2 protein-coding genes are annotated in these 25,179 nt (G+C 70.6%); both read right to left on the bottom strand.

What is annotated here, in order from left to right:
* Window positions 1-35: 35 nt before the first annotated feature.
* Complete coding sequence (locus VM681_03150) at window positions 36-13,580, bottom strand: CARDB domain-containing protein (GenBank protein HVL86994.1); 13,545 nt, start codon at window positions 13,578-13,580, stop codon at window positions 36-38.
* A complete protein-coding gene (locus VM681_03145) occupies window positions 13,577-25,123 on the bottom strand; it encodes a fibronectin type III domain-containing protein (GenBank protein ID HVL86993.1) in 11,547 nt (3,848 codons plus the stop codon). Before VM681_03145 ends, VM681_03150 begins: the two co-directional genes overlap by 4 nt.
* Between the last annotated feature and the right edge of the window lie 56 nt (window positions 25,124-25,179).

Raw genomic sequence — 25,179 nt, 5'->3', positions numbered from 1 at the left:
GCACGCCGACCGCGACCTCCCCCGCGTCGCATCGCCTAGGGCTTCCTCCTCCGGCCAAGCGCCGCCGCGATCGCGCACAGCGCCACGAGGATCGGCTCGAAGCCCGGCAACCCGGCCAATCCTCCGTCGGCGGCCTCCAACGACAGCTCCAGCGCGTTGTTCTCCTTGGAAATCTCCACGAGGTCGCCGGCCTCGTCCAGGAGCACGGTCACGACGTGCCGGCCCGGCTGGGCCTTCCAGGTGAACTCGACGTCCCGGCTTCCCCGCGGGGCGAGGTCGATGACCTTGTACCCGACCAGGATCCCGTTCACGTAGGCGGACACGGTGGCGCTCTCCACGGAGACGTCCGTCGGGTTCTGCGCCTTGAGGGTGATGCGCACGTCCGATCCCGGCGCGGGGTTGCGCGGACGAAGCTCACCGGCCGCAAAGGCAAGATCGGGCGCTTCGACGAGAAGGCTCGTCGGGTGGGCGACGGTCCGGCCCTGGGCCTGGACGAGCCAGCGCACAACGTGCGCGCCCGGCGGCGTTCCCAGCGGGACCGTGAGGCTCGCGGGCACCTCCAGGGATTGTCCGGGGACCATCTCGAACGCGGAGCCGCCAAGCGAGACCAAGGCGACCTCGCTCTCGGCGGCCAGGCGCACCGTTCCGGGGACGTTGCCCTCGTGGACGAGCACGAGCCGCGCGTCCACGGACTGGCCGGGGCGGTACGTGGACGGCAGGTCGCGTGTCGAGACTCCGACGCGCACGACGCCTTGGACCACGACCGGGATCGTAACCGTTTGGGAAAGTTCCCCGAGCCGCCCCACGACGACGATCTCGTAGCGGCCCGGCGGCGTCTGCGGGCCCGGCGGCGTGGTGACGTTCAAGGTCACGTTCCGGACCGAGAAGCCGTCCAAGGCCAGGCTCGTGCGGTCCAAGGCGACCGACCAGCCGGCCGGGGCGCCAAGCACGGAGACGGTGGCGATGTCGCCAAGCCCGTTGCCAAGGTTCGCCACGCGCACGTTCACGGCGGTCGAGCCCGGCGCGAGGACGACCTCCGAGGGCGCGTGCAGGGCAAAGCCCTCCTCGCGCTCGACCTCGACCGTGAACGCGAGCCGGTCGGCGCGATGCGGCGCAAAGGCGGAGGAGGCGACGAGCGTGAGCGGATAGGGTCCGGCGTGCGTCTGCTCGGGCAGGCGAAGGAGGATCTGGGCCTCCATGTCGGCGCCCACCTTGACCGGCATGCGCCGCTCGGGGAGCGGGATGGCGGCCCAGCCGGCGGGCAGGTTGGGAACGTCGAGCAGGATACGGTCGTCGGAGTTGCCGCGGGCGCCGACCACGACGTCGAAGGTCACGACGCTGCCCCGACGCACGACGAACGTCTCCAGACCCTCGCTCGAGACGCGCGGGTCGTACGTCCGCACCGGCACCGGCACGAGAACGCGGTTGTTCTCGAGGTCCGGCTCGTAGAGGCCCCCGCCCGTGAGGAAGGCGAACACGGAGAGCGACTTGCGGGCCTGGCCGTCGGGCCCCACGACCACGCGCCAGGGCGCCCGGAGGTCGACGCTGCCGCCCGGCGGAATCTCGGCCACGCGCTCGATCCAGAAGCGGTCCTTGTCCGACGAGAAGTCGATCTGGACGCCGCGCGCGGGGGCTCGGCCCGCGTTTTGCACGCGGACGAGGACGTCGACCACGCTTCCCTCGACGGGACCCTCGGGGCCCTCGCAGGCGGGCATGAGCGCGCGGATGCACACCGGCTGGTTGCCACGCTCCAGCACTTGGAGCGACGAAACGACGAGGTCGGGAAGCGGCAGGCTCACGACGTCGATCGAGAACCGGATCTCGTTGTTGCGCGTGCTCATCTCCCGGGTCGCCGCGTTGGCGAGGAACGCCTCCACGACGATCGTGTGCGGACCCGTTTCGCGCGGGGTCCACGTGAAGGGCAGCGACACCGTGCGACCGCCCGCGTCGAGGAACGCCAGGCGGGTGACGGGCGCAAGCGTGGGGCCGAGCACGACCGTCTCCTCGCCGGAGGGCGAGCGGGCCAGCAGGCGCACCATCACGTCGCGCGCCTCGGCCGTGCCGCGGTTGGAGATCTGCACCGTGACGAGGGTCGGCACGCCCGCGTACACGGAGCGCGTGGGGCCGCCCAAGAGGGAGGACTCGGTGCCCGTCTGCACGTCCTCGACGACGACGTCCGGGTGAAGCGCCGTCGAGTGCTCGAGCAGGATGCGCAGCGAGTGCTGGGCCATGGGATCGAACTGCGAGACGGCCCGGACGACCGCCTCGAACTCGTACTTGAACTCGGGCTCGAGGAGCCCGACGGCGGCCGTCACGACGACGACGATCGAGCGCGACGAGCGCGGCGGGAGGAGGACCTGCATCCGGTCGACGACCCCCCCGGGCGTGGCAAAGCCGGTGCCCGCCTCGATCCACTCGGGCGGCGCCACGCCCACGAAGTCGAACGCGAGGTCCACGAGGTCCGGAAGACCGCCCGGGTTGCGGACCACGATCTCGAACTCGTGCCGCTCGCCTTCGGCGATCGAGTCGATCACGCGCTCGATGGGCCGCGGGCAGGGGTCGCCCTCCTGGTCGGCGGAGACGCCGCAATGCAACGTGGTAAGGTTGGCCGGACGCGGGCAACCGGACTCGCGCGAGGCGTTGGCAAACGGCACGCGCTCCACGCCGCAGACCACGCGGGCGGCGCCGGGCACGTCGAGGAACGAAAGCCTCGGAGCGTAGCCGGAGACGGAGATCTTGTCGATCACCCACTCGAAGTGGCCCTGGGCCGGGCCGAAGCTTCCGGCCCGGAAGCGCAGCCGCGCCGGCACGGGCGGGCGCCAGTCGAACTCGTTGTTGGCGCGGGCCTCGTCGCAGACGGCGTACACCTGGGCCGGGCCGTCCGCGATGCGGCATTCGTCGCCCGCCGCGGCCGAACCGAGGAGGACGTTGCGCTGCGTGTGCCCGAGGAGTGGGTAGTTCGAGACGCTGCTGTTCGAGAGGTTGAAGACGACGGTCTCCCAGCCGTCGGTGGCCGCTCCCAGCCCGAAGCTGCGGTTGCCGTCCAACGGGTTCGTGGGGATGCGGTTGGCGCGCATCGTCGGCAGCCCCAGCGAGCCTCCGTCGCCCTGCGCCGAGTCCGAGTCGGGGCACCACAGCTCGTAGGCGTCGGAGGAGTGGCCGGTGTCGGGGTTGTCGACTCCCGCGGCTCCCATCCCGCACCCGTTGGCGCTGGCGCCGCCAGCGGCGCGCTCGTCGTAGGCGTCGCGCACGAGCGTGGCCGTGCTGTCCTTGCCGTAGCCCAGGGAGCCACCGAAGACGGGCGCAAGTGGGATCCAGTCGGTCTCCATGCTGTGGAAGGTCCAGTAGCCGCCGGGCGGCGGGCCAAAGGGCATGGGCACCCACCGGGCAAGCTGCAGCTCCACGAGGCCGGCGGCGTCCGGCGGCATCGAGTACGTGTGCTGCAGGTGGAGGAACGTGGAGTTGAAGTCGGCTCCGCGGAGGTAGAATACAGGCGACAGAAGCGCGTCGTCGGTGTCGCGCGTCGAGGAAATCCGCTCCTCCGGCCGGATCCACATCCAGGCGCCGTCCCCGGCGCCGCCGGGGCCTGCGTCGGGGTCCCACTGGAAGCGCGCGCCCCCGTCCCGGTCAGGATGGCTGTTCGTGGGCCTGCGGTACTCGACGTCGCGCGTGAAGGGCTGCGGCCCGTTGTTCGTCGTGATGTGTTGGACGCGGGCGCTGTCGACCCACGTCCAGTTGCCGTTGTCGCGCATCCAGAACGGTCCGGCGCCGGACGTGAAGTTGCCCGTGCAACGGAGGCGCCCGGTGGCGTCGGGGAGCGGGTTGCAGTAGCTTGAGTTGTCGAAGGTGCGGTTGTCGCCGACGGCCGTCCGGTTGCCGAAGTCGAAGTCGGCGTGGAGGTACAGGCCCGTGTGTCCCAGCAGCACGCTCACGTTGCGCGAGGTCATGTTGCGCTTGGGAACTCCGGTCTCGTTTAGGATCGAGGCCGTCACGTTCACCGAATAGACGCCCGGCGGCAGGCCTCGGGTCTGCACGTTCCAGACGACCGACCGCTCCTCGAGGTGGTCGAGCGTGAGGTGGCGGGCGTCCAGGCCCAGGGGCACAAGCGTGCCGTTCACGACGACCGATGCGCCCGTGTACGTCGTGCGGTTGCCCCAGCCAAGCGTGCCGTTGTGGTCCCATCCCTGCGGGCCGGGATCCAGGCGGACGAGCGTGGCCTCCGCCCGGACGCGCTCTCGCTGGGTGCCCCAGTTCGACAACAGCGTGGACACGGCAAAGGCGCCGTCGGCGGGGACCGTCCGAGGAGCCACGTCCTCGGGCAGCAGCTTTGGCTCGACATGCTGGACGGTGGCGGCGTGCAGGCGCAGGACGTGCGTGTTGTCGTACGTCCGCTCGTCGCCCTCAAGCGGGATCACGTGCAGGATGATCTGGTAGTCCTGGTTCTCGATCTCCGGGATGCGACGGTCCACCACGTCGTCGGCAAAGGGCGACCGGAACACGGTCGTGCGCTGTCCGGGCCCAAGGCAGCCGGGCACGACAAAACTCTGCTGCGTGGCGTTGGGCGGAAGCGAGTTGTCCGGCAAGCGGTTGGCCCGGATCCAGCCGACGAGGTCGCAGGCCGGCTCGAGCCCGTCGTTGCGGACCTCGATGCCCACGCGCACCGGCGAGCCCGGAGCCATCCAATGGACGCCATCGGGCGCGTGGAAGGCGGACAACGGCTTGCCGTTGATCGTCGCGATGCGAGCCGACACACTGTGCTCGCGGGTCCGGCCCAGCAGCATGAGGTCGTCCACGGCAAACGATCCCTCGTTGAACATCTCGTCGGTGGTCGCGCGGAAGCGCAGGAGCGTGGGCGAGGACTCGAAGACCCCTCCTGTCACGCGGATGTCGTCGATCCACCAGCCGGTTGCGTCGCCCGTGGCGTTCGTGGTGCCGACAAAGGCGATCCGGATGCGCTCGTTCAGGAAGCAGCCGCCCTCCGGCACGCAGTCCTTGCCCGTGAGCACGTCGAGCCGAAGGCCAACCCTCTGCCAGCCGGGGATCGAGGCGACAAACGCCGGCGTCCCGACCGGGATGAAGGTGCCGCCCGAGTTGGACGCCCACGTGCCCGTGTACGGGGAAGGCTGGTTGCGCTCGGGCTCCCGGAGGGGCATCCAGGCGTCCTTGCCCTCCGTGTCCTTCCGGCATTCGTCCGTGTCCTCGACGACGCAGACCATCACGGTGCCGCCGCCGGCCCAACCGTTGCCGGCGGTGAGGAAGCTGTAGAAGTGCCAGAAGCTCAGCGTCGCCGGCTCGGTCACGCCGCGAAGGTCGACGACGGGCGAGACCAAGCGAGCCTGGGAGTTGCGTGCAAGGGCGGGCGTCGTGTTGAGGGGCTCGTCGACGTAGCGGCCAAAGAGGAAGGCGTGCGTCCCGCCGGGGCGCGAGAAGAGCCCCACCGAGCTGTTCGACCAGGCCCACGAGGCAAGCGGGCCGGACCCCGCGACGCGCGAAGCGGCCGCGGTCCACGGCGCGACCCCGGCAAAGGGCGTGGTCACGCCAAACCACCGCTTGGGCTCGAGATCCCCCGGGTCGGGGAACTGCGCGGGCGGCAGCAGGTTCACGTCCGTCGTGACGCGGCCGCCGAAGTTGCGCAGCGTGACGGGGATCCATTTGGGCAGCTTTCCGCCGCGCGAGGCCGCCGTGAGGACGTTGTCCCGCGTCCGGCCGGCGGTCCCGCACTCGGTGAGGGGCCGCCAGGTGCGGCCGTCGTCCGTCGAGCACTCGATCGCGACGGAGTCGCCGCGGTGCAGGTTGTTGAGGTAGGAGAACACGAGGTCGGCGTCGCGCGCCACGTGCGGCAGGAGCTCGAAGGTGACAAGCGAGGACGACAGGTTGGGCGCGTAGACGCTTCCGTTGCCAAGCCGCCACAGCCAGGGGGGAGAAACTGCAAGGTCCGGAACTTCAGCAATCTCCCACGAGGGACCCGCCTCCCAGGTCGCCGCCGAGTCGGGCGACAGTCCGTCCAGCTGGATGATGTTCTTGGCGTGGAACGTCGTCGAGCGGGCCAGGCGTGGCTGGTTGAGGCCCTCAAGCTCGATCTCGTAGAGCGTCCCGTCGTAGAGGACGCGCTGGAGCACCTTGACCTCGACGCCGTAGCGGCCCAGCTGCGAGAGCTCGTCGCCGGGCAGGAAGATTCCCTGGGGGAGGCTCGCCGAGGACCCGGGCTGGATGGGCGCGAGCGCCTGCTCTTCGGATTGCCATATGCTGCCGTCGGGACGCGTCACGACGGCGTAGGCGAGAACGCTGTCCAAGCGAACGTTGCCGTGGTTCTGCAGCGTGAAGTCCAGCCGGCGGCTGGCGCCGGGCGGCGCCGTGCCCGGCACGACCTCGAATTCCTCGATGAACCGCGCGCGCGGGTTGCAGCGCGCGGTGAGCTTCACGATCTCCTTGTTGTTGGCGGGATTCTCGTCGACAAAGGGCGGGATCGAGACCTCGATCTCCAGCTCGAGGTTCAGCTGGCGCGTGCACCAAGGCTCGTTGTCGACAAGCGGGATGCTGACGTTGAACAGCCGGGCCGTCTCCTGGCTTCGCCCGGCGGCCGTGATCGAGGGCAGGCCCGCAAGGCTCGTGACGGGCCCCCACACCTCCGTGGCGTTCGTCGGCGCGTAGGTCTCGTTGCCGCCGAATCGGACGCCGATCGTGTGGATGCCGCCGACGAAGCTTGGCGCGGGGATGGCGAACTCCCCGAACACGTCGGTCGTGGCGGCCTCCGTCGGGTGAAGGTCGACGACGAGGGAGACCTCCGCGCCCGGCAGGGGCTCCGGCTCCTGCGCGACGGTCTCGAGGCGGCCCGTGACGAACCCTCGGGGATCGAGGCTGCCGTCGTCGAGCAGCGGAAGCAAGAGGCTCAGCTGCGTCTGCTGGCGTCCGTCCGAGACCGGGTTTGGCTCCTGGGAGCGGCCGGAGATCCTCCACGTGAGGACCGGCGACTGCGTCTCCGTGCCGAGGTTGCGGACGGTGACCTCGATGCCCGCGCGGCGTCCCGGCGGGACGAGCATGGCCTCGCCCTCCTGGACGGGCCCGCCGTCGGCCTCGACGCGCGCCCGCGCGATCGCCACGTCGTTCACGAAGTTGCGCTCGCTGATCGTGATGGCGTCGATCCACCAGCCGCCGTCCATGGTCGAATTCGTGCTTCGGTCAAGGCCCGTGCCGTTGCCAAAGGCGATGCCCAGGTGCCCGCTCGGATTGATGGCCTTGAAGGCGAGCTGAATCTTCGTCGTGAGGAGGTCCCGCCGCTGGAGGGGCTTGCCCGACTCGTCCGTGAACAGGGCGTAGACGTTCTCGAGCGGAATGGGGCCCTGCTGGACCCAACCGCCGCTGTCGTGCACGAACGCGAACCGCAGGTTCGACACGCCGGGGTTGGGGCCAAGCAGCTGCCAGTCGGTCCACACGCCCGTCGCGCGCAGCGCCCGCACCTCGACGAGGCCGGCAAGCGTGCAGGGTCGAGGGTTGCTCACGCCCGTGGCCCCGCAAAACGGATCGTTCTGCCCGCTGCCCAAGGGCGTGAAGCTCAGCGAGTGGCGGTGCTGGAAGGTGAGCGAGGGCTCCAGAAGCCCGGCAAGATCCAGGATCGGCGACACCAGCCGCTGCATCGGCTGGTTGGGGCGAGCGCCGCTTGGGCAACGGCCGACGTCAAGCGGCGTCAGGTTCGCGTGGGTGCAGTGAACGAGCTGGCCCGCGGGCACGTAGGTTCCCATCGGGGTCTCGACGCCGAAATGCCAGGCGGCCGTTCCGCGCGCGTGACGGGCCTGCGTCCGGTGCCAGAGCGTGCCCTGGTGCTCGGGCGCGACCTCGGTCGGGTGGGATTTGAGGACGTGGCGAGGCAGGGTTTCCCACTCCTCGTCCCAGACCGGATCCGAACGAATCCAATCGCCCGCGCCCTCGGGATCGGCGAGAAGCGTGGTGCCGTCGCCCGCCGCGATGACGACGTTGTCGAGCAGCCACTCGAAGTGGTGGTCCGCGGCGGTGAACACCTTGCTGCCGCGCACGGTGTCGTCGGTGGCGTTGATCGTGTCGCGCAGCTGCCCGGGCATGAGCGGGTGCTGCGGCACGCCAAGCGTGGCGGGGTCGCGCATGGCAAACGGCGACCGCTGCGCCACGAACCGAAGCTCGATCTGGCGTCCGGCGAAGGCGTCGAGGTTGAGGGCAAAGGGCCGCCACTCGGGCGAGGCCGAGGCGTGCAGCTGGTCGAACGTCGTCAGGGTCACCCACGGCGACTCGTTGGCGGCGCCGACCTCGCGGACCTGCACGATGGCCTTGTCGAAGAAGCGGCAGGAGCGCTTGCAATCCCAGCGCTCGCCGTCGATGCGCAGCTGCTGTTCGAAGGTGAGACGGGCCCCCGGCTCCCAGCGAAGGTCGATCGTGCGGTTGAGCTGGAGGACGTTTGCGTGGACGCTGTGGACGACCGCCCGCGGGCTTGCCTCGCCCAGCACCGGGATGCCGGTGAAGTTCCCGCTGTAGATCGACTTGGCGCGCGGCTCGACCTGCAGGGAGCACGCGCCGTAGAGCGCATTGTGGGCGTCCGTGACGGTCTGGTTGTGGGACGGGTCCTCGAACTCGACGCGCGGGTCCCGGACGAGGGGACAGCTCTCGTGGACCGCGCGCTCGAAGGCCTGCTGCAGGCCCGTCGTGCGGAACATGGCACCGCCGGCGGCCGGGATGATGACGGTCCCGTTGGCTTGCGTCCAAGCCGCGTCGTCCACGCGCAGCGAGCCGAGGTAGTAGCTGGCGGCTGGTAGGCCCAGCGGCTGGAGGACAAGCGTCCGGGAGAAGTCGTCCTGGAACAGGACCCGCCGCCCGTCCTCGACGCGCGCTTCGTAGATCGTCCACCCGTCACCCTCGGGCGGGCCGTCCCCGGATCGCGCCAGGAGACGGAACCGGACGAGCTGCCCTTTGAACTGCGAGAGATCGAACGTGTGGTTCACGATGCCCTCCGATTGTCCCGTGAACCCGAGGTCGCCCAGCGCGCGAACGGCGGAATGGTCGTCGACCGTCCCGTTGAGGGCGCCCAGGGGATGGACGGTGCGCCAGGTGCCCACGCCAAGGCCCACCGACGGCGCCACTTGCACGAGCCCGCCGTCGAGCTCGTAGGCAAAGCCGTACGCGTGGCGGAGCACGAGCTTGGGGTCGGTTGTCCCCGTAAGATCGATGGCAAGGGGGGACGAGACGGCGCCCCAGGCGTCGGGGCGGTACCCGCCGAACGGAAGCCCCCAGCGCAGGACCGTCCCGCCTCCGCGCGTGTCGTTGCGCCAGTCGTCCACGGTGGGAACCGTGAAGGTGAGGTTGTTGGGCGCAAACGGATGGCTGCTCGTGACGAACTCGTTTCCAAACAGCCGGCTGCCCACGAGCTGCCAGGATTGGTTGTTGGGAAGCACGACGCCCGAGCGGCGTGCGTCGAAGGTCGTTCCCGTCACGGCGCGGTGCGGCTGCAGCCAGGTCGCGGCGGCGCTGTGCGGCCCCAGAGCGTTGTAGTCGACGGTGTCGATGAGGATCGTGCCGCCCGTCGCGTTTGTCACCCGGAAGTCGTCGAGGAACACCGGCATCGAGTAGCCGGGAGCCGGAACCTGGTGGCGGAAGAAGATGCGGCTCGTGTCGGAGAGGCGCACCGGCATCGAAACGGTCCGCCAGCCCAGCGGCTTTACGCCAAGCTCCTCGTCGTTGAAGCCGTCGAGCCGGTAGGCGTCGGGGCCCCACATGAGGGACTCGCCCCACTCGACGCGCGTCATGTTCCATTGCGCGCCAAAGGGCAGCATCCAGACGCGGTTGGCCTGGCCCGTGTTCGAGTACAGCGAAACCTCCATCTCGAGGCGGCTGCCCGCGGCCAGGACCGTTCCCGTGGCGTTCTCCCACGTGACGCTCTTTCCGAACGAAACCGACTCTCCCGCCAGGACCTGCCAGCGCTCCTGGCTCGTGAACGTCCGGTTGACGAGCGCAAGCTCCCGCAGGCTGCCGTCGGCCAATCGCTCCAGGAAGCGGACGCGCAGCGCAAGGCCGATCGTGCTCTCGCTCTCGGAGGATCCCGGGCCGCGCGTGAGGTTGAGGTGCACGCTGACGGGCGTGGCGATCCGCATGTCCGACGCAAGGGAGGGCGTGAGGGCAAAGCGCAGGGGGCTTGCGACCGCAAAGGGCGTCGTGGTCGCGGTGAGGGGAAGGCTCGTGAAGGTCGAGCTGGGGCCTCGCTGCTCCGTGAGCGTGCACGTCGTCGCCGCCGTGCAGACGCCCCCGGTGAGGGCCGTGCGGTTTAGGAACACCGTCCACCCGCGCAGGACCTCGAAGGCGTCCGCGGGCATGTGCATGCGCTCGCGGGCGGGGAACGCGACGTAGGAGATGGCGCTCTCGGTCGAGCCGTCGTAGCGCAGGCTCAGGCGGGTGGTGTTGACCGCGCTCAGGTCGATGGCGATGCGGTGGCCGGCGGGAATCGTCACGCCCGTCGCGTTCCACAAGAGGTGGCGAACGACGTCGCGTCCCTCCGTCGTGTAGGCGCCCCGATCGCGCGTGGGATGCGGCGTGAAGGTGTACGACAGCTGGGCGAGAAGCTGCGAGGTGCCGTCGGGCGCGATGCGCGTGACGTTCGCGCGCACGATGGGGATGCCAGTGGTCTGCGTGAGCGTGTTCACGTCGCCCCACTGGAGCGCGAGGGAAACCTGGACCGGGCCGGTGAACCGGATCGACGCGTTGAGATCGTGGTGCAGGAGGAAGCGCACCGGATCCTGTCGCAGCAGCAGCGACTTGCTGATGAACCCGGCGGCGTCCCGGAGGGTGCGGTTGCGCGCCGGATCGTGGGGATCGTTCGGGTTGTTGCGCAGGTCGGTGAAGTTGAGGCGCCAGGCGCGCTCGAACTCCCAGAAGCCGCCGCCGGGCTGCAGCCAATGCCACAGCGAGAACGACAGCGTGGCCGCCCCGCCGCCGGCGATCGTCAGGTTGTTCGGACGGGCCGGCACGGTGAGCGTGTGACGCGCGTATTGCGCGATCTCGAGCACCTCGTTCGTGCGGACGGCGTACCCGTCCGCGTCGACGGAACTCCTCCAGGCGCCGCTTTGCGGAATGCCCCCGAGGACGGTCGGGAAGAGGGTCTTGGATTGGAGGTCCTGCCGGCGCGCTGCCGAGCTTGCCGCCGGGAAGGTCGGGCCCAGCGTCGCCGGCAATCCCGCCTGCGGTCGCAGGCCCTCGTAGTCGTGGCGCCAGGCCGACATGAGGTCGTCGTAGAAGTTCGCCAGGTTGACCGCGCGGATGTTGACGTTGCGCGCGATCTGGTCGGAGGCGCCAAGCGACGGGTCGTCGAGGATCAGGCGAAGCTCGTAGGGGGCGGCCACGGGCGGCGGCGTGAAGGTGAACGAGAGGCGGCCGCGGGCCTGCTCGCTGGAGGCGGCGATGGCGTGCCCGGCGTACCGGGGCCCGAAGGGGATCGCCAGGTCCTCCGTCTCGTGCGGATAGAGCGTGGCCACGAGCTGCGGGCGGGACGCATCGTACAGCGATCGGACCTCGAGTCGGACGCGCTCCGGCGACACGACCACTGGGGTGTTGCCCTGGTTGGCCACGTCCACGAGCACCCGCCACGGAACATCCAGGGGCGAGACGGCCTCCTCGGGAACGTTGCAACCGTTGCCGCGGACGTGCGGCACGGGGCACAGGCGCACGTCCTCCAGCCGGACGTCGACGATGCGGCGGCTGCGGACCACCGAGACGTCCGCGTCGTTGTCCGGGTTCTCGTCGGAAAGGCCTCCCTGCAAGCGCGTCTCAAGCTGGATCTTGTAGGTGGCAACGGCGTTGCGCGCCGTCCACTCGGGGAACGTGACCAGGGTCTCGCGCCCGGGTGCAAGCGCGACGGTCCGCGTGCCGCACGACTGGTTCACGAGGGTCCCGCCGGCGAGCCGCGTCTGGATGCGGCAATCGACCGCCGCCGTGACCGGCGAGCGGCCGTAGTTCTTGACCACGCCAACGACGGCCGTCCGCGCGCCCTCGTCCACCACGGCCGCGTTGGCCGGGGCGAGGATCCGGGCGACGCCCACGTCCACGCTTGCGCTTACGGCCTCCACGGAGACGCGGTCGATCGTCCAGCCGGCGTGCGGGTCGTCGGGAACGCCCGCCTGCCGTTGCGCGATCGCCTGGAAGAAGCGGAGCCGGATGACCTTGCCCGCAAACTGCGACAGGTCGAAGACGCTCTCGACCCAGCCTTCGGAGTTGCCGGTCCAACCCAGGCCCCGGGGGTTCACGGGGCGGCCCAGCGCGTCCACCGCCACGTCGCGTAGCGCCGGAACGGCGGGACGGTCCTGGCTGGCGGGCCCGAGGTTGCCCTGCTCGTCGGGGGCAAGCGTCCTGTACCGGTGGCCGTCGGCGGGCGACAGCAGCATCCAGCGCGTCCACGTGCCCGAGATGGGCTCGTACCACGAGATCTGGACGGCGCCGCCGTCGGCCCCCGGCAGGAAGTCGTGGCGGTGCACGACCCGGAGGAGGGCGTCGCCCACGTCCGTCAGGGAGGCCGACAGGAACTCGCGCTCCAGCGCCTGGGCGACCACCGGCGTGGTCGTGCGGTTGAGCCAGGCGGAGACCTCGTTCTGGTACGGGTGGATGGAGGCGATCGTCTCGTCCTGGATCGGCACGCCCGAAGGAGGGATCGAGCCGAGGATCTGCGCGAGCAGGCCATCGAGCACGCGGTCGGCGGCCACGATCTGCGTCTGGAGGCCCGACGTCACGTGGCGAAGCTGGTCCCCCACGATTCCGGCGATCTCGACCGGATCGAGCACGTTTGCGACGCGCTCGCGGACGGGGCGGTTGTCGACGGCGACGGCTCCCCGCAGGTCGATGGCCGGGGTCACAAGCTCGGATTCGTGCGGACGCACCCAGCCGTAGTAGCGTGGATCGCCGCCCCGGTCGGTTCCAGACCACCACGCGTACGCGCCGGTGGCGCCCTCGACGGGGCGAAGGTGCCACAGGTCGGTGGGGTAGCTCGTGACGTCCTCGCGCAGCGGATCCCCCGGCTCGGCGTAGACAAATCCGCTCGAAACGAGCGCGTAGCGGTCGTCGCCCACGGAGGCGTGAAGCCATCCGTCGGCCGCGCGGAACGTCTCGTCGATCGTGTCGCCGCGAAGGCCGGCCGAGGCGGCAAAGACCGTGGACAAGCGGCTTCGGTTGGCGTAGTAGTCCTGGAGCCGCAGCGTGGCCGCGGGCGGGTTGAGCGTGAGATTCGCCGGGTTCATGTCGTCGTGGAAGACGGTCGTGCGGGCCGTGCCGTTCAGAAGGCCGCGGATCTCGGACGTGCGGTTGGCGACCTCGGCCGCGCGCGCGGCCAGGGCGCGCTGGACCGTGTCGAGGGCCGCCTGGGCCTCCGGCGGCAGCTGCGAGACGATCGTTTCGGGGGACAGGTCGTTCGGATCGACGAGGATGGTTCCGACGCCCGGGACGTCCTGACGGACGGTGGGAAGGGTCGGAGGATCCGGCGCGGGCGGAAGGTCCTGCGCCTCGGCCGGCGGCAAGGCCCCGGCGACCATGACAAGGACGAGAAACACCGCGCGAAGCCTTCGGGCGGCGCTCCGGCTCATCGCGTCCACCTCCGCCGGGCGACGAGCGTGGCCACGCCCGCCATGGCGAGCAGGGCAAGCGCGGCCTCAAAGGCGGGAAGCCCCGCGACGGCGCCGGCGAGCCCCTGCTGCGACTCGGCGTCGGCCGCCGTGACGGCGGGGCCGATTCGCTCGCCACCGTCGGGGAACCGGGCTTCGCCCTGGGCGTCGCGCGCCGCGAAAGCGAAGGTGTGCCGGACGTCGAGCGTCGTCGGAGCAAGCTTGGCCTGGGCCACGTACAGACAGCCGTCCTCGCAGCCTACGACGAAGGGATCGGCGGGCTGCATGGGAACGGGCTCGCCGTCGATCAGGACGTGGATCTCCGACGGGCGCTCGCCGCCCACGTCCGTCCACACGACCGTGTAGCGGAAGAGCGTGGAGGGTCCGCCCACCGGCGGATCGACCGTTCCGGCCGAGAGCACGCCCGCGTCGCCGAACCGGAGGTCCCGCGGGATCTCGCGCAAAGCGAGGCTCGCGGGCGCGCGGTTGCCGGCCTGATCGATCGCGACCACGCGCCACTGGTAGGAGCGGCCCTCGACCGCGCCATGGTCCTTCGCGCGCGACTCGCTCGTCTCGGCCGCCAAGACCCACCGGACGCCGTCCACCGAGCGCTCGACGCGGTAGCCGGCCACGCCGCCTGCGTCGCGCGCGGGCTCCCAGGCCAAGCCAAGGACGCCGCTGCCGTCGTAGACGGGCCGCAGGAGGCGGACCTGCGAGGGCGGGGTCATATCGAGGACGACCTCCGCGCGCGCGGTCTCGCCGACGCTGCCGGCGGCGTTCCGCGTCTGGACGAGGACGACCTTCCGGCCCTCGCCGGGCGAGAGCGTCCAGGGCACGAAGGAGGAGGCGGGCGTCCAGGCGCTCCAGATTCCGTCCTCGTTGGCCAACCGCACGAAGGCGATCGATCCGTCGTCGGCGCCCACGTGCACGCGCACCTCGCGCGACCGCACGAAGCCGGACCCGTCGCCGACGGCCACGCGCGAGGCAAGCGGCGCCCGGGGATCGACTTCGATCGAGGCCCTCGTGAGGACGCCGCGGTAGCTCGACTCGAGGCCCGCGGCGTCGCGGAACTCGGCCCAGACGGTCGCGCGCCCGTCCCGGGTCGCGTCGAGGAGCCAATGCCGCACGGGCGCGAAGGGCTCCCACGGGCTCCACGTCAGGCCGTCGTTGGAGAACCGCATGGAGGCCACGCCGCTTGTGGCGTCCGTGGCCAAGAGGTCCAGGCGCACGACCGCATTCTTCGTGACGGAGGCGCCGCGCTCGATACGGAGGCTCCCGGAGGGCTCCACCCGATCGATGCGGACGTCCAGCGTGCGCTCGGCCTCCACGTTGCCGGCGCGGTCGGCGGCCCGGAAGCCGATCTCGTGGCGCCCCTGCTCGCGGAGCAGGAAGGGTCGCGTGTAGTTGGTCCAGTTGCCGCCGCCCAAGCGGTACTGGAGGCGGGTCACGCCAGCGAGGTTGTCGTCGGCGGCCAGGCTCACGCCGACCTCCGAAATGAACCAGCACTCGCTGTGGCCGATCTCGGGGCACTCGCGCGTGACGCCGGCCAGGCTCGGGAGCTGACTTTGCGGGGGCGCGTTGTCGACGACGAAACGCCCGCTTGCATCCGTGGCCCAGAGGTCCTGCGCGTCGCGAAGCGTCAGCCGCAACAGGTAGGCGTCGCCGTCGGGGAGGCCGACCGTGCTCCAGGTCCAGGCGTGCTCCTCGAAGTCGGCCGAGAGCGAAAGGGCAAGCTCGGCCAGGGGAGCGCACATCGGCGAGCACAGCGCGATCTCCACGAGGCCTCCGATCTGCGGGACGCCGCGAGCCAGGAAGCGAACCACCGCGACGCCGCCCACGGCGTCGCCGGCGGCGGGCGAGAGCAGCTGGATCTCGGGCGCGCGCGAGGTCTCGCGGGTCGTGAACTCGAGGAACTCGGGGAGCACGTCCGCCCCGTTGTCCTTCGCGTCGATCGCCTGGAAGTGCAGAAGGTACGTGGTGGACGGGTCAAGGCCCGGCACGGTGATCTCGTGGATGCACCCGCAGGCGCCCGACCCTGGGCGGGTCACCGTCTGGAACGTCCCGTTGAAGCCGGCCTTGCGCGCGTAGTGGACGACGCCGGTCGCGCGCTCGTCGGTGCGCGCGGTCACCACGGCGGATCCCGCGGTGATGCGAAGCGGGTCGATGGCGAGGTCCGTCACGACGGGAGCGTGCACGTCAAAGCTCACGGACACGACGCGAGGCACCTCGAATCCGGCCACGTCCTCGACGAGCACGGGCAGGTTAAACGTGCCGCTTTCGGGCGGGTCCACCGCCACGCGAAGGGTCCAGATCCGGTCGTCGGCCACAAGATCCCCCGCCAGACCGTCGTCGCGGAACTGCAGGCGCCCGTCCTCACCCGTGAACGGCCGGGCCTCGACGCTTACTTGGTGGATGAGGCTTGGCGTCACGGCCTCGGCCAGGAGCAGGATCGTCACGTGCTCCCCGCGCGTGGCCGCGGCCCCCCGCTCGTAGGTCAGAAGGGCGATCCCCGCCCGCGGCGGGACGTTGGCGACGAGGAATCCGCTCGCGGGGTTGAGGTCGCGATCCTCGACCAGGCGGTTGCCCATGGCGTCGACCGCCTCGATCCAGGCGCGGTAGTTCGTGCCAAGCGCAAGGTCGCCCGGCGCGGCCCACCGTCCCGTCCACGTCCCGTTGGAGGGATCGCCTTGGGAGAGCGCAAGCGGAACCGTCGCGAGGAGCTCTCCGGCGGCGTCGCGCAAGAAGCCCCATGCCGCGGCAACGCCCGAGACGTCGTCCCGAAGCTGGGACTCGAACAGCACGCTCCCGCCCGGGTGGACGCCGCGGCGAGGCGGCCCCTGCGGGACGACGACCGTGCCAAGGTCCGTTTCGACCGTGGGCAGCACGGGCGGGCGCAGGTCGTAGTCCACCTGGAACTCGTAGGTGACTCGGTGGCGCCCGAGGTAAGGCTCCAATCCGGGATCCGCGGCGACCGCCGCTTGGAGCAGGTCGAAGGCGCGGTCGACGACCGTGACGTTCACGAACCAGCGACCCTCGAATCCGCTGGACAGGTCGTAGTCGACGACCTCAAACGCGCCGTCCTGGTCGGGAATCCTCACGACGGGCGCGCCCACGAACCGGCGCTCGGGGGTCTCCTCGAAGGTCACAATCACGCGGTCGACGCCCGAACCCGCGTCGCCCACCGTGCCCCGGACGGGGTGGCCGTTGGGCACGACGCAACGCCAGCAGGGGGAGAAGCCCTGCACCGCGGGGGACGTGTCGTCGTACCAGAACGACGAGGGCGCGGACCATTCGCCGGTCTGGCCCAGCGCGTCGACGCCGCGCACGCGCCACCACCAGCGTCCCTCCGCAAGCGATCCGGGATCCAAGTCGAACTCGGTTTGCGAGAACGTCGTCGTCTCGTCGGGCGCAAACGCGTCGGAGGTGGAAAGCTCGATCTCGAACTCGATGCCATCCTCGATCCGGTCGCCGTTCTTGTCAAGCGGCGCGGTCGTCCAAGCAAGCGACAGCGGGGCCGTCGTGCCGCCCGGAAGCAGGACGCGCGACTCGGCGCCCAAGCCGACGACGATGGCTCCCTCGAGCGGGAAGACGGCGACCACGCTTGGCGCGTAGTCGACCCGCACCTCCTCGTCGTCCGTCGCGTCGTAGCCCAGCACGCGGCCGAAGGCGTCCTGCACGAGCGCCGCCAGGACGCTGGAGACCTCAAGCGGGTCCTGCCACTCCTCCGGGGGACGGAACGAGAGCTCGCAGTCGAAGGCGCGGGGAACGCGGTCCGATTCGTGGAAGGCCGTGACGGCGCAGTCCCGCAGCAGCGTCTGGGCCACCGGCCGGCCGTCGAGCGTGAGGACCACGCGCGCTGCCGGTCCCACCCCCGAGAGCACGCCCGTCTCGTCGGCGACGGCGGCAAGCACGCTCACCTCGCCTGCGACGGGAACCGGCGGGGGCTCGGTCGCCAGGCGGTCCTCGCCGTCCACCACGATCGCCAGGATGTCGATCGAGATTCCGGAGAGTTGGGCCAGCTGCTCGGCCGTGAACTGGAACGCGGCCCCGGCAAGCGACGAATAGACGCCACGGCCTCCGTGGCCGGCGCGCCAAGTCCACAGCGTCTCGTCGGTGCGGTCGTGGGGGCGGGGGCGGGCGTGCGCAAAGCTCGCGGACGCGTCGCCGTAGTCGTTCTCGCCGCCCAAGCTCACGAAGTAGCCGCCTCCCACGTACAGGCCGCCGGGGTTCGAGGCTTCCTCGTTCGCTTCGCGCGCCAGGTCGTCCGGCAGCGATTCCACGGCGTGGACGGGGTCGTCCTCGGCGCCCTGCGATGCCGAGCCGGGCGGCACGAGCGATCGGAGCGGCTCCAAGGGCCGAAGGTCGAGGCTTGGAAGCCCAAGGTCCAAGGCCGGAAGGACGCCGCCGAAGAGCTCGGCCCACAGCGGCTCCCGCGCGGACGCCGCGCCGCTTGGCGGCGGCGGACAGGCTTGCGGCGTGCAGGGCAGGGCCTTGACGCCGTGCTCGGAGTAGCCGCCCGAGTGGTCGCGGTTGGAGAAACGATCGTCGCCGTCCAGATCCAAGAGCACGCCAACGCCCACGGCGACCTCGTCGCGAAGGTACCGCGACACGTTGGCGGTCGTGTTGAGGCCTCGATCGCGGCAGGGCACGTCGAGGTTGTTGGGCGTCGGGATCAGGTTCGTGCACTGGTGCAGCGGCTGCAGCAGAGGCAGGCGCGAGAGCACGGGGTTGCCCCCGTCGGTGAGGGTCTTGACGAACGCAAGCGTCGCGTTGAATCGCGTCTGGTTGACGGCCGTGCCGTAGCCCTGCGAGCGGTTGAGCGCCTCGTACCGGTCGTGGCCGGCGGCGTCGAACAGGATCGCGACGCCGCCTTCGCCGGAGCCCTGCGAAGCGTCCCGGCCGCGGTACGTGTCGCGCCCCTGCCAGTCGGCAAGCATCGCCATGCCGAACATGGAGGCGTGGGCTTGCGACATCGACGGCGCGCCTCCGAGGCAGCCCTCCGCAAGGTAGCGATCGTTGCCGGCTCCGTTGAACAGGACCGCAAGGCCGCCGAAGCTCGCGGAGGCCTGCGAGCGCGAGCAGGAGAGGAAGGAATCGTCGCCGCCCGGGGACGCGAGGATCGCGATCCCGCCCTCCGCGCGCGCCTGCACGTCGACGCCCCTCACGCGCGACCCGTCGCCGCCCGGTTGGAAACAGTCGATCGTCGATGCGTCAAAGCACGCCTGGCGCAGCGGGTTGTAGCGATCGTTGCCGCCGGCGTCGTAGAGCAGGGCCAACCCGCCCACGCCGGCGTAGGCCTGGGCGCGCGAAGGCGCGCGGTAGACGTCGTTTCCGCCGCCCAGCGACAGCAGCATGCCCACCCCGCCGATCTGGGGCGTCTGGGTGAGATCGGCCGGGCGCAGGCCCATGTCGTTGACGACAATCGCGTTGAGCCCGGTCTCCTGCGGATCGATCGGGCAGGTGGAGTTGCGCAGGCAGCGGCGGCGGTCGACGTCGAGGAAGGTCGCCGCGGCCTGCGCCGAGGGGGCGGCCGCGTCAAACAGGTTGTTCCCCTCGAGGTCGACGAGGAGCGCGATGGGCACGTAGGTCCAGTTGGGCAGCGCCACGCCCGCGATCTCCCGAACCGTGAACGATCCGCCCGCGTTGTTGCGGTATCGGTCGTCGCCCCGCGTGTCCAGGACGAGGCTGTAGTTGTGCCAGTAGGTGGTCGCGTGCGCGATCCCCTCAAGTTCGGGGCGCAAGCACTGCTCGTACCAGCGCTCGTCCTCCTCCTGCAAGGCCTGCGCGCAGGCCTGGGCGTGGAGCAGGGCCACCTCGTGCGAGAGCACCGGCGCGCGCGGCCGTCCGACGCCCACGCCGCCGGGGATCGTGTCGTAAGCCAGATCGACGAGGTTGTTGAGCAGCGTCGAGGGCACCTCGGAGGAGACCGTCGTGCGCGCGTGCCGGGCGCCGGGGGCCAAAGCGGTCACGTCGAGGGCGATCGCGTTGGGAATCGCAAAGGCCACGGGAGGATAGCTTCGGTCGCTCAACGGATCCGAAGCGAAGCGGAACTCCGAGAGGATCGTGTAGCCGTCCTGGTCCGGATCGCGCAGGCCCACGCCGGGATCGTAGACTGGATCGTATCCCTCGGCCGTCCAGTAGGCGATCTCCTCGGCCGGGACACCCCGGCAACCGGCGCAGCCCTGGCGCATGAGGTCCTGGAGATCCCGCAGGTATTCGTTTGGAAGCTCGCCGTTGATCCGGGGGTCGTGGACGTCGCAAACGTCGTTCCCGTTCGCGTTGGCGTTGAGCCACCAGGTCGCCAGCGACTTCTTGGGCTCGTTGAGGTCAAGCGGGCATGCGTCAAGCGGCGGCCAGAGGTCGCCCGTGTAGTTTGCGGGCCGTGCCGGCCCCAGCCAACCTTGCGGCGGCCACCGGGCCGGCGGCCAGGGCACGTTGGGCGGCAGGTCCTCCGGGCCACGCCCGTAGAGAAGCCAGGGCGGATCGGGGAAGCCGTCGTCGTTGTAGTCGGGGATGTGCTTGGTCTTTCCGGGATCGAGCACAAGCGTGGCGTTCCGGAAGCGGATGCCCTGTGGATCGCGAAGTCCCGCGAGGATGAGGTGGAGATCCGAGTAGGCGTTGCTCGAGTTGTCCCACGCACGGTCGCTCGATTCGGTGAACGTCGTGTTGAGCCAGTGCAGGGTCCCAAAGACGTTCACCCAGCGCCCCTCGTCCACCCACGTGCCGTTGGCGGCCAGCCGGGAGAACTGGCGCGAGCCGGGCGCCAGGTGCGTCTGGTTGCGGATCGTGTCGACGCGCTGCTCCTCCCACCAGAACAATCCGTCGCCGTCGGCGTCGGCGTCGACGAGGTCGCCCACGCAGTCGCCGTCCAGGTCCTTTCCGGCGGCCCAGGGGTGCGCGGCCGGGTCGTTCACGTCCGTGCGGTGCGTCCACTCGTCGGCGTTCGCGTAACAGTCGTTGTCCCAATCTTGGTCGAGCCACGCCGGGCTGAAGCCGGCCGCGTGCGCGCCGGCGTCCAGCCAGAGGCAGAACTCGTCGGCGGCAGGATCGCGCGGTCGGGCCGAGTGGTCCTGGCCGCACCAGTCCGATCCGCTGTGGAGGTCGAGGTGCGTGGGAACGGTGAAATTGCCGTTGCCGTCGTTGGGAAGAGGCGAGGCGACGCCTGGGAAAACGACGCGCTCGCCGGCAACGTACTGCTCCCCCCGGACCTGCGTCTCGCCGCAGGGTCGGACGGAGACCGCGGACAAGACGGTGACCGGCGGCAGCACGCCGCACCCGGCGCGCGTGCGGTTCATGCTGCTGTAGCGGTCGCGACCGCCGTCGTCGATCACCGTCGGGGCCAGGTTCGCGTCGTAGGTTCCGCTGGTCACCACCAGGGGAACCCGCAGCGGCTGCCGCCACTCGACGATGTCGTAGGTGTCGTTGCCCCGGCCCACGTCCACGATGAGGGGCTTGAAGGAGCTGCGGTTGCCGTAGAAGTCGTCGCCGCCGAGGTCAAAGACGAGGGCGGAGGCGTTGTGGACGTCGTTGCCCTGCGCGTCCACGACGAGGGAGAGCCACCCAATCATCCCGGTCGGGACGCCGTTGAACAGGACGCTTTGGCTTGCCCCGAGGTGCTCGTACGTGTCGTCGCCGGCCATGTCGACGATGACGTTCACCATGACGGGCAGCGAGCCGTTCACGCGGTTCCAGGCGTTCTCGGGCGTCCACTCGTCGGTGAACTGGCCGCCGCTGACGTTCACGGACCGGTACCACGTCGTGTTGCGCCCCTCGCCGCGGATGGAGTCGACGACGAGGACAAAGCCGGGGCCCTCGATGGGAACGCGGCCGGGCGACTCGCGCCCCGGCTCGAAGAGGCCCAAGCGCGAAAGGTCCTTGCCCGGGCTTGCGACGACCGTGAGGATTCCCAGAACCGCCCGTGCGGCGCCGAAGGTGAAGCTCCACCGTTGGCGCACGGGTCCGTCGTAGAACTCCCGCACCTCCTGCGGAAAGCCGCCGGGCATGGAGGGTAGGACGGGCGTCTGCAGCTGCCGGCGAAGTTCCTCGAAGGCGCCTTCGAGGAAGGGATCCTTCGTGTCGTCCACGACGTGGACGATCGTCGAGAGAGCCGTGAGGCGGCCCTTGAGCCAGTCGGGGAAGAGGTCGTTGTCGCTGCTGTGGGTGAGCGGGTTGGCGACGAAGGGGTCCATGCCAAGCGCGCTGTAGAGCAGGTTGGGCACGCCGTCGCCGTTTGCGTCGTCGAATCCGATCGAGACGCCAACGCCCGTGATGTTCGTGTACCACACGAGGCTGTTGTTCTTCTCCGCCGCGCGATGCCGAGGCACGTCGTACGCGTTGCGGCCTCCGGCGTCGAGGAACAGCGCGTTGCCGTCGATCGAAAGCGAGATGGGCGGCGTCGCGTTGAAGGCGCCGCAAGCCTGGGGCGCCCCGAGGAAGCCGCAGGCGAACGAGCGGCTGTCGGCGCCCAGGAGGAACGGGATGAAGAACCCGAACGGGATGAAGAAGTAGGAGACGCAGCCTTCCTTGCGAACGGTCGTCGGCGGCTGGATGCAAGGGTCCTGCGCGGGCATGCACCGGGCGTCCGGGGGAACGAGACGGTAGGCGACGCCGCCGGCGCACGCGTTGGCGGCCCGCGAGACGTTCTGCTCTCCCACGGCGGGCACCGCGCCCACCCATCCCAGGACCTCGTGGCCGCGAGCGCGGAAGACGTCGTCGGCCTGCCCGCTTCCCTCGTCCCTTCCCAGGTCGGCGAGAACGCCGATCGAGCCAAGGCCCATGGCGGTTCCCTGGCCAAACGAGCGGATCTCGTAGCGGTCCTGCTGCGAGAGGTCCGTGAGGAGACCCATGCCGCCCACGAGCCCAAAGCCCTGCGAGGCCTCGCCCGCCGCGTAGCGATCCTTGCCGTTGACGTCGACCAGGATTCCGATGCCGCCCGTGACGCCGACGCCCTGCGAGAGGTTGTTCGCGACGTAGTGGTCGTTGCCTTCGCGGTCGAGGAGAACGCCGACGTTGAAGAATCCCGCGGCGCCCTGCGTGAAGGGCTCGGAGGAGAGGTAGCGGTCGTTGCCCCCCACGTCGAGCGCCACGGCGACCGTGAAGTGGACCTGCGGCGTGACGTTGGCCGGGTGGAGCTCGAGGAGGCCCCGGTTGACCCGCTGAGGATCGGCCATCACGGCGGCCGCCACCGCGAAGGCGCCAAAGGGATTGGCGGCAAGAGGATTGCCCGCGGACGGCGAGAGGCGAGTGCCGTCCTGCGACGAGACCCGCGTGCCGGGAACGAGCGCGCCCACCACGCCGCTGAAGAAGGCGTTGAACCGCGCAAGCGAGGCGCTCGCGTTCATGAAGGCGTCCTGCGGGTCCAGGGTCGTGACGACCTCGCCGCTTGTCACCGTGGGCGCCGCGGCGCTGCCCCCGGCGTTGTTGAGCCACAGGTCGTCGCCGCCCAAGGAGAGCACGAGCGCCTGGCGGGGGTTGCCGTTGAAGAACGGCGCCGCCATGATCGAGCGTCCCGTGCCGGTCACGACGATCGAGCCCGTGGGGTCCATGAAGACGACGTCGTTTGCCGTGGGCTGGAAGAGGTAGTTCGGGTTGGCCACAAGGCGCGTGTCGAGAAGGACCTCGCCCTCGTCGGGGTGGCCGTTGCCGTTCCGGTCGTCGTAGACGATCCAGCGTCCGTCGGCCGTCTGCGCGGTCTTGGGCACCCGCGGCGTCGTGACCTCGTTGTCGCGCCGGCAGTCCATGCGCGTGTCCGCCCAGAAGGTCCAGGATCCGTCCGGATTCTGCCGGAGGTCCACGCGCTGCGAGAACGGCCCGCACGGCTGCGAGCCTTGCGAGCCGGCCTGCTGGGGCGACAGGCTCTTGCCGGCGAGCGCGTCGCCGGCGCGCCGGACTTCGTCCAGGACCATGCGCGCGACCGAGTGCAGGAGGCCCCAGTCGACCTTGTCGAGGATCTGCGCGATCTCGCGCGCCGCGTCCACGTCGTCCTCGGTCCGCAACGGCACCGGCGTTCCAGACGGCGGCGTCGAGGAGGAGGACGAGGAGGAGGAGGAGGACGTCGACGGCGGCACCTTCTCGGTCGGGGCGCCTGCCAGTAGGGCCACGTAGGTCCCCCGCGTCTCCGCGCTCAGCCGCACGAGGTCCATCGGCGAGATCGACGAGGTGGCCTTCGCACGCAGCTGCTCGGCCTCGACGAGGGCGAGCACGAGGCGCGCCGAGGGAAGCTCGACGTCTCGCGGCATCGCCGACGTGTACGCCCGCATGGATTCGATCTCCGCCGGCGACGGGCAGGCGCGCGTCGCGCACAGCCACTGCGACACGGCGTCGACCAGGGGCTCCTGTCCGAAGACGGGCTCGAAGGCGATGGGCGAGGCCGTTCGCATCTGCTCGGCCTGCCGGAACTGGAACTCCTCGACGATGTTGCGGAAGCGCAGGGTCGAGCTGACCTGGCTTGCGGCCGACGCGAGCGAGAAGGCGGCCTTCCACAACTCGGAGGGCGGGCACAGGCGCGTGGCGCAGCGGACGACGTCCGCGTGCGCGTGGACGACGAAGGCGACCGAGGCAGCGACCTCGCGGTGGATCTCGCGGGCCTGGGGCGGCATCGAGGGGGCGGGGACGTTGAGCGCCGAGGCGAGGTCCGCCGCGGCCGCGCGGAGGGGATCGCTCGGGTGCAGCTCGCGCGCGAAGGGAGGCGGGATCGAAAGCCCGGCGACCCGGAGGAGCTCGGCCAGGAGGCCCGTGGCGCTGCGACCCGCGGCCAACGCTTCGGCGTCCGGAAGGGGGAGTCCCGCCGCGTCGTAGCGGGTCAAGACGGGGATCGCCGCCTGCGCGGCCCCGGCCACCGTTTGCGCCGCCTGCAGCAGGGATTGCAAGTCCACGCAGCCGGCGGCGGCCAGGAGGCGCTGCTGGATGGGCGTCGGGGCGTCGGCGCTGGCGAAGGAAAGCTCGCTCCAGTGGTCGCGAAGGAAGGCCTGCTCGTGCGGGGGAATGCACGCGACGGCCCGCGCGTGCAGGCGCGCCGCCTCGGCCATGGCTGCGAGCACCTGAGCGACCGAGCACTGCAGCTCCAACGGGAGCTGATCGGCGCGCGCCAGTTCCGCCTCGGTCTCGGGCGGAAGCGGCAGGCCCACCGTGTCGGCGTAGGCGTAGAGCGCGATGCGCAGCGGAAGGGAGGTGCAGGGCGTCGGCACGGGCTCCACCGGCGCCGCGGGAACGCCCAGGGTGCGGACCGTCGCGTCCAGGATCTCGTCGATCGTGGGCGCCTTGCGGTTGGGAAGCCCGCGCAGGCGCGTCTCAAGCTCGGCAAGATCGCCCAGCCGAAGCTGTTGCCCCGTCAGAAGCTCGAGAAGGTCCGGTCCGGCAAGTCCCGGCGCGCCGACCTCGAAGGGCAGGGCGCCTTGCCCGACCGGGCTTGTCGCCAAGGCGCTCTCCGCAGGCGACGTTCCGGCGACCGCTTGCGATGCGGATGGGGGAACGGGAACGCCCTGGGCACCCGAGAGAAGGGTGGGGACGACGAGCAGAAGCACCAAGGCCAGGCTCCTGCGGGCGGCACCGTTGGAACCGCGAGTCTTCCGCCTGGGCCGGG

It is taken from the genome of Candidatus Thermoplasmatota archaeon (assembly GCA_035541015.1).
GTDB lineage: Archaea > Thermoplasmatota > SW-10-69-26 > JACQPN01 > JAIVGT01 > DATLFM01.
This window is presented reverse-complemented; position numbering and strand designations above follow the sequence as displayed.

Bases quoted from the DNA above. Each gene is read 5' to 3' on its own strand.
- VM681_03150 (HVL86994.1), bottom strand. From the start codon at position 13,580: ATGAGCCGGAGCGCCGCCCGAAGGCTTCGCGCGGTGTTTCTCGTCCTT.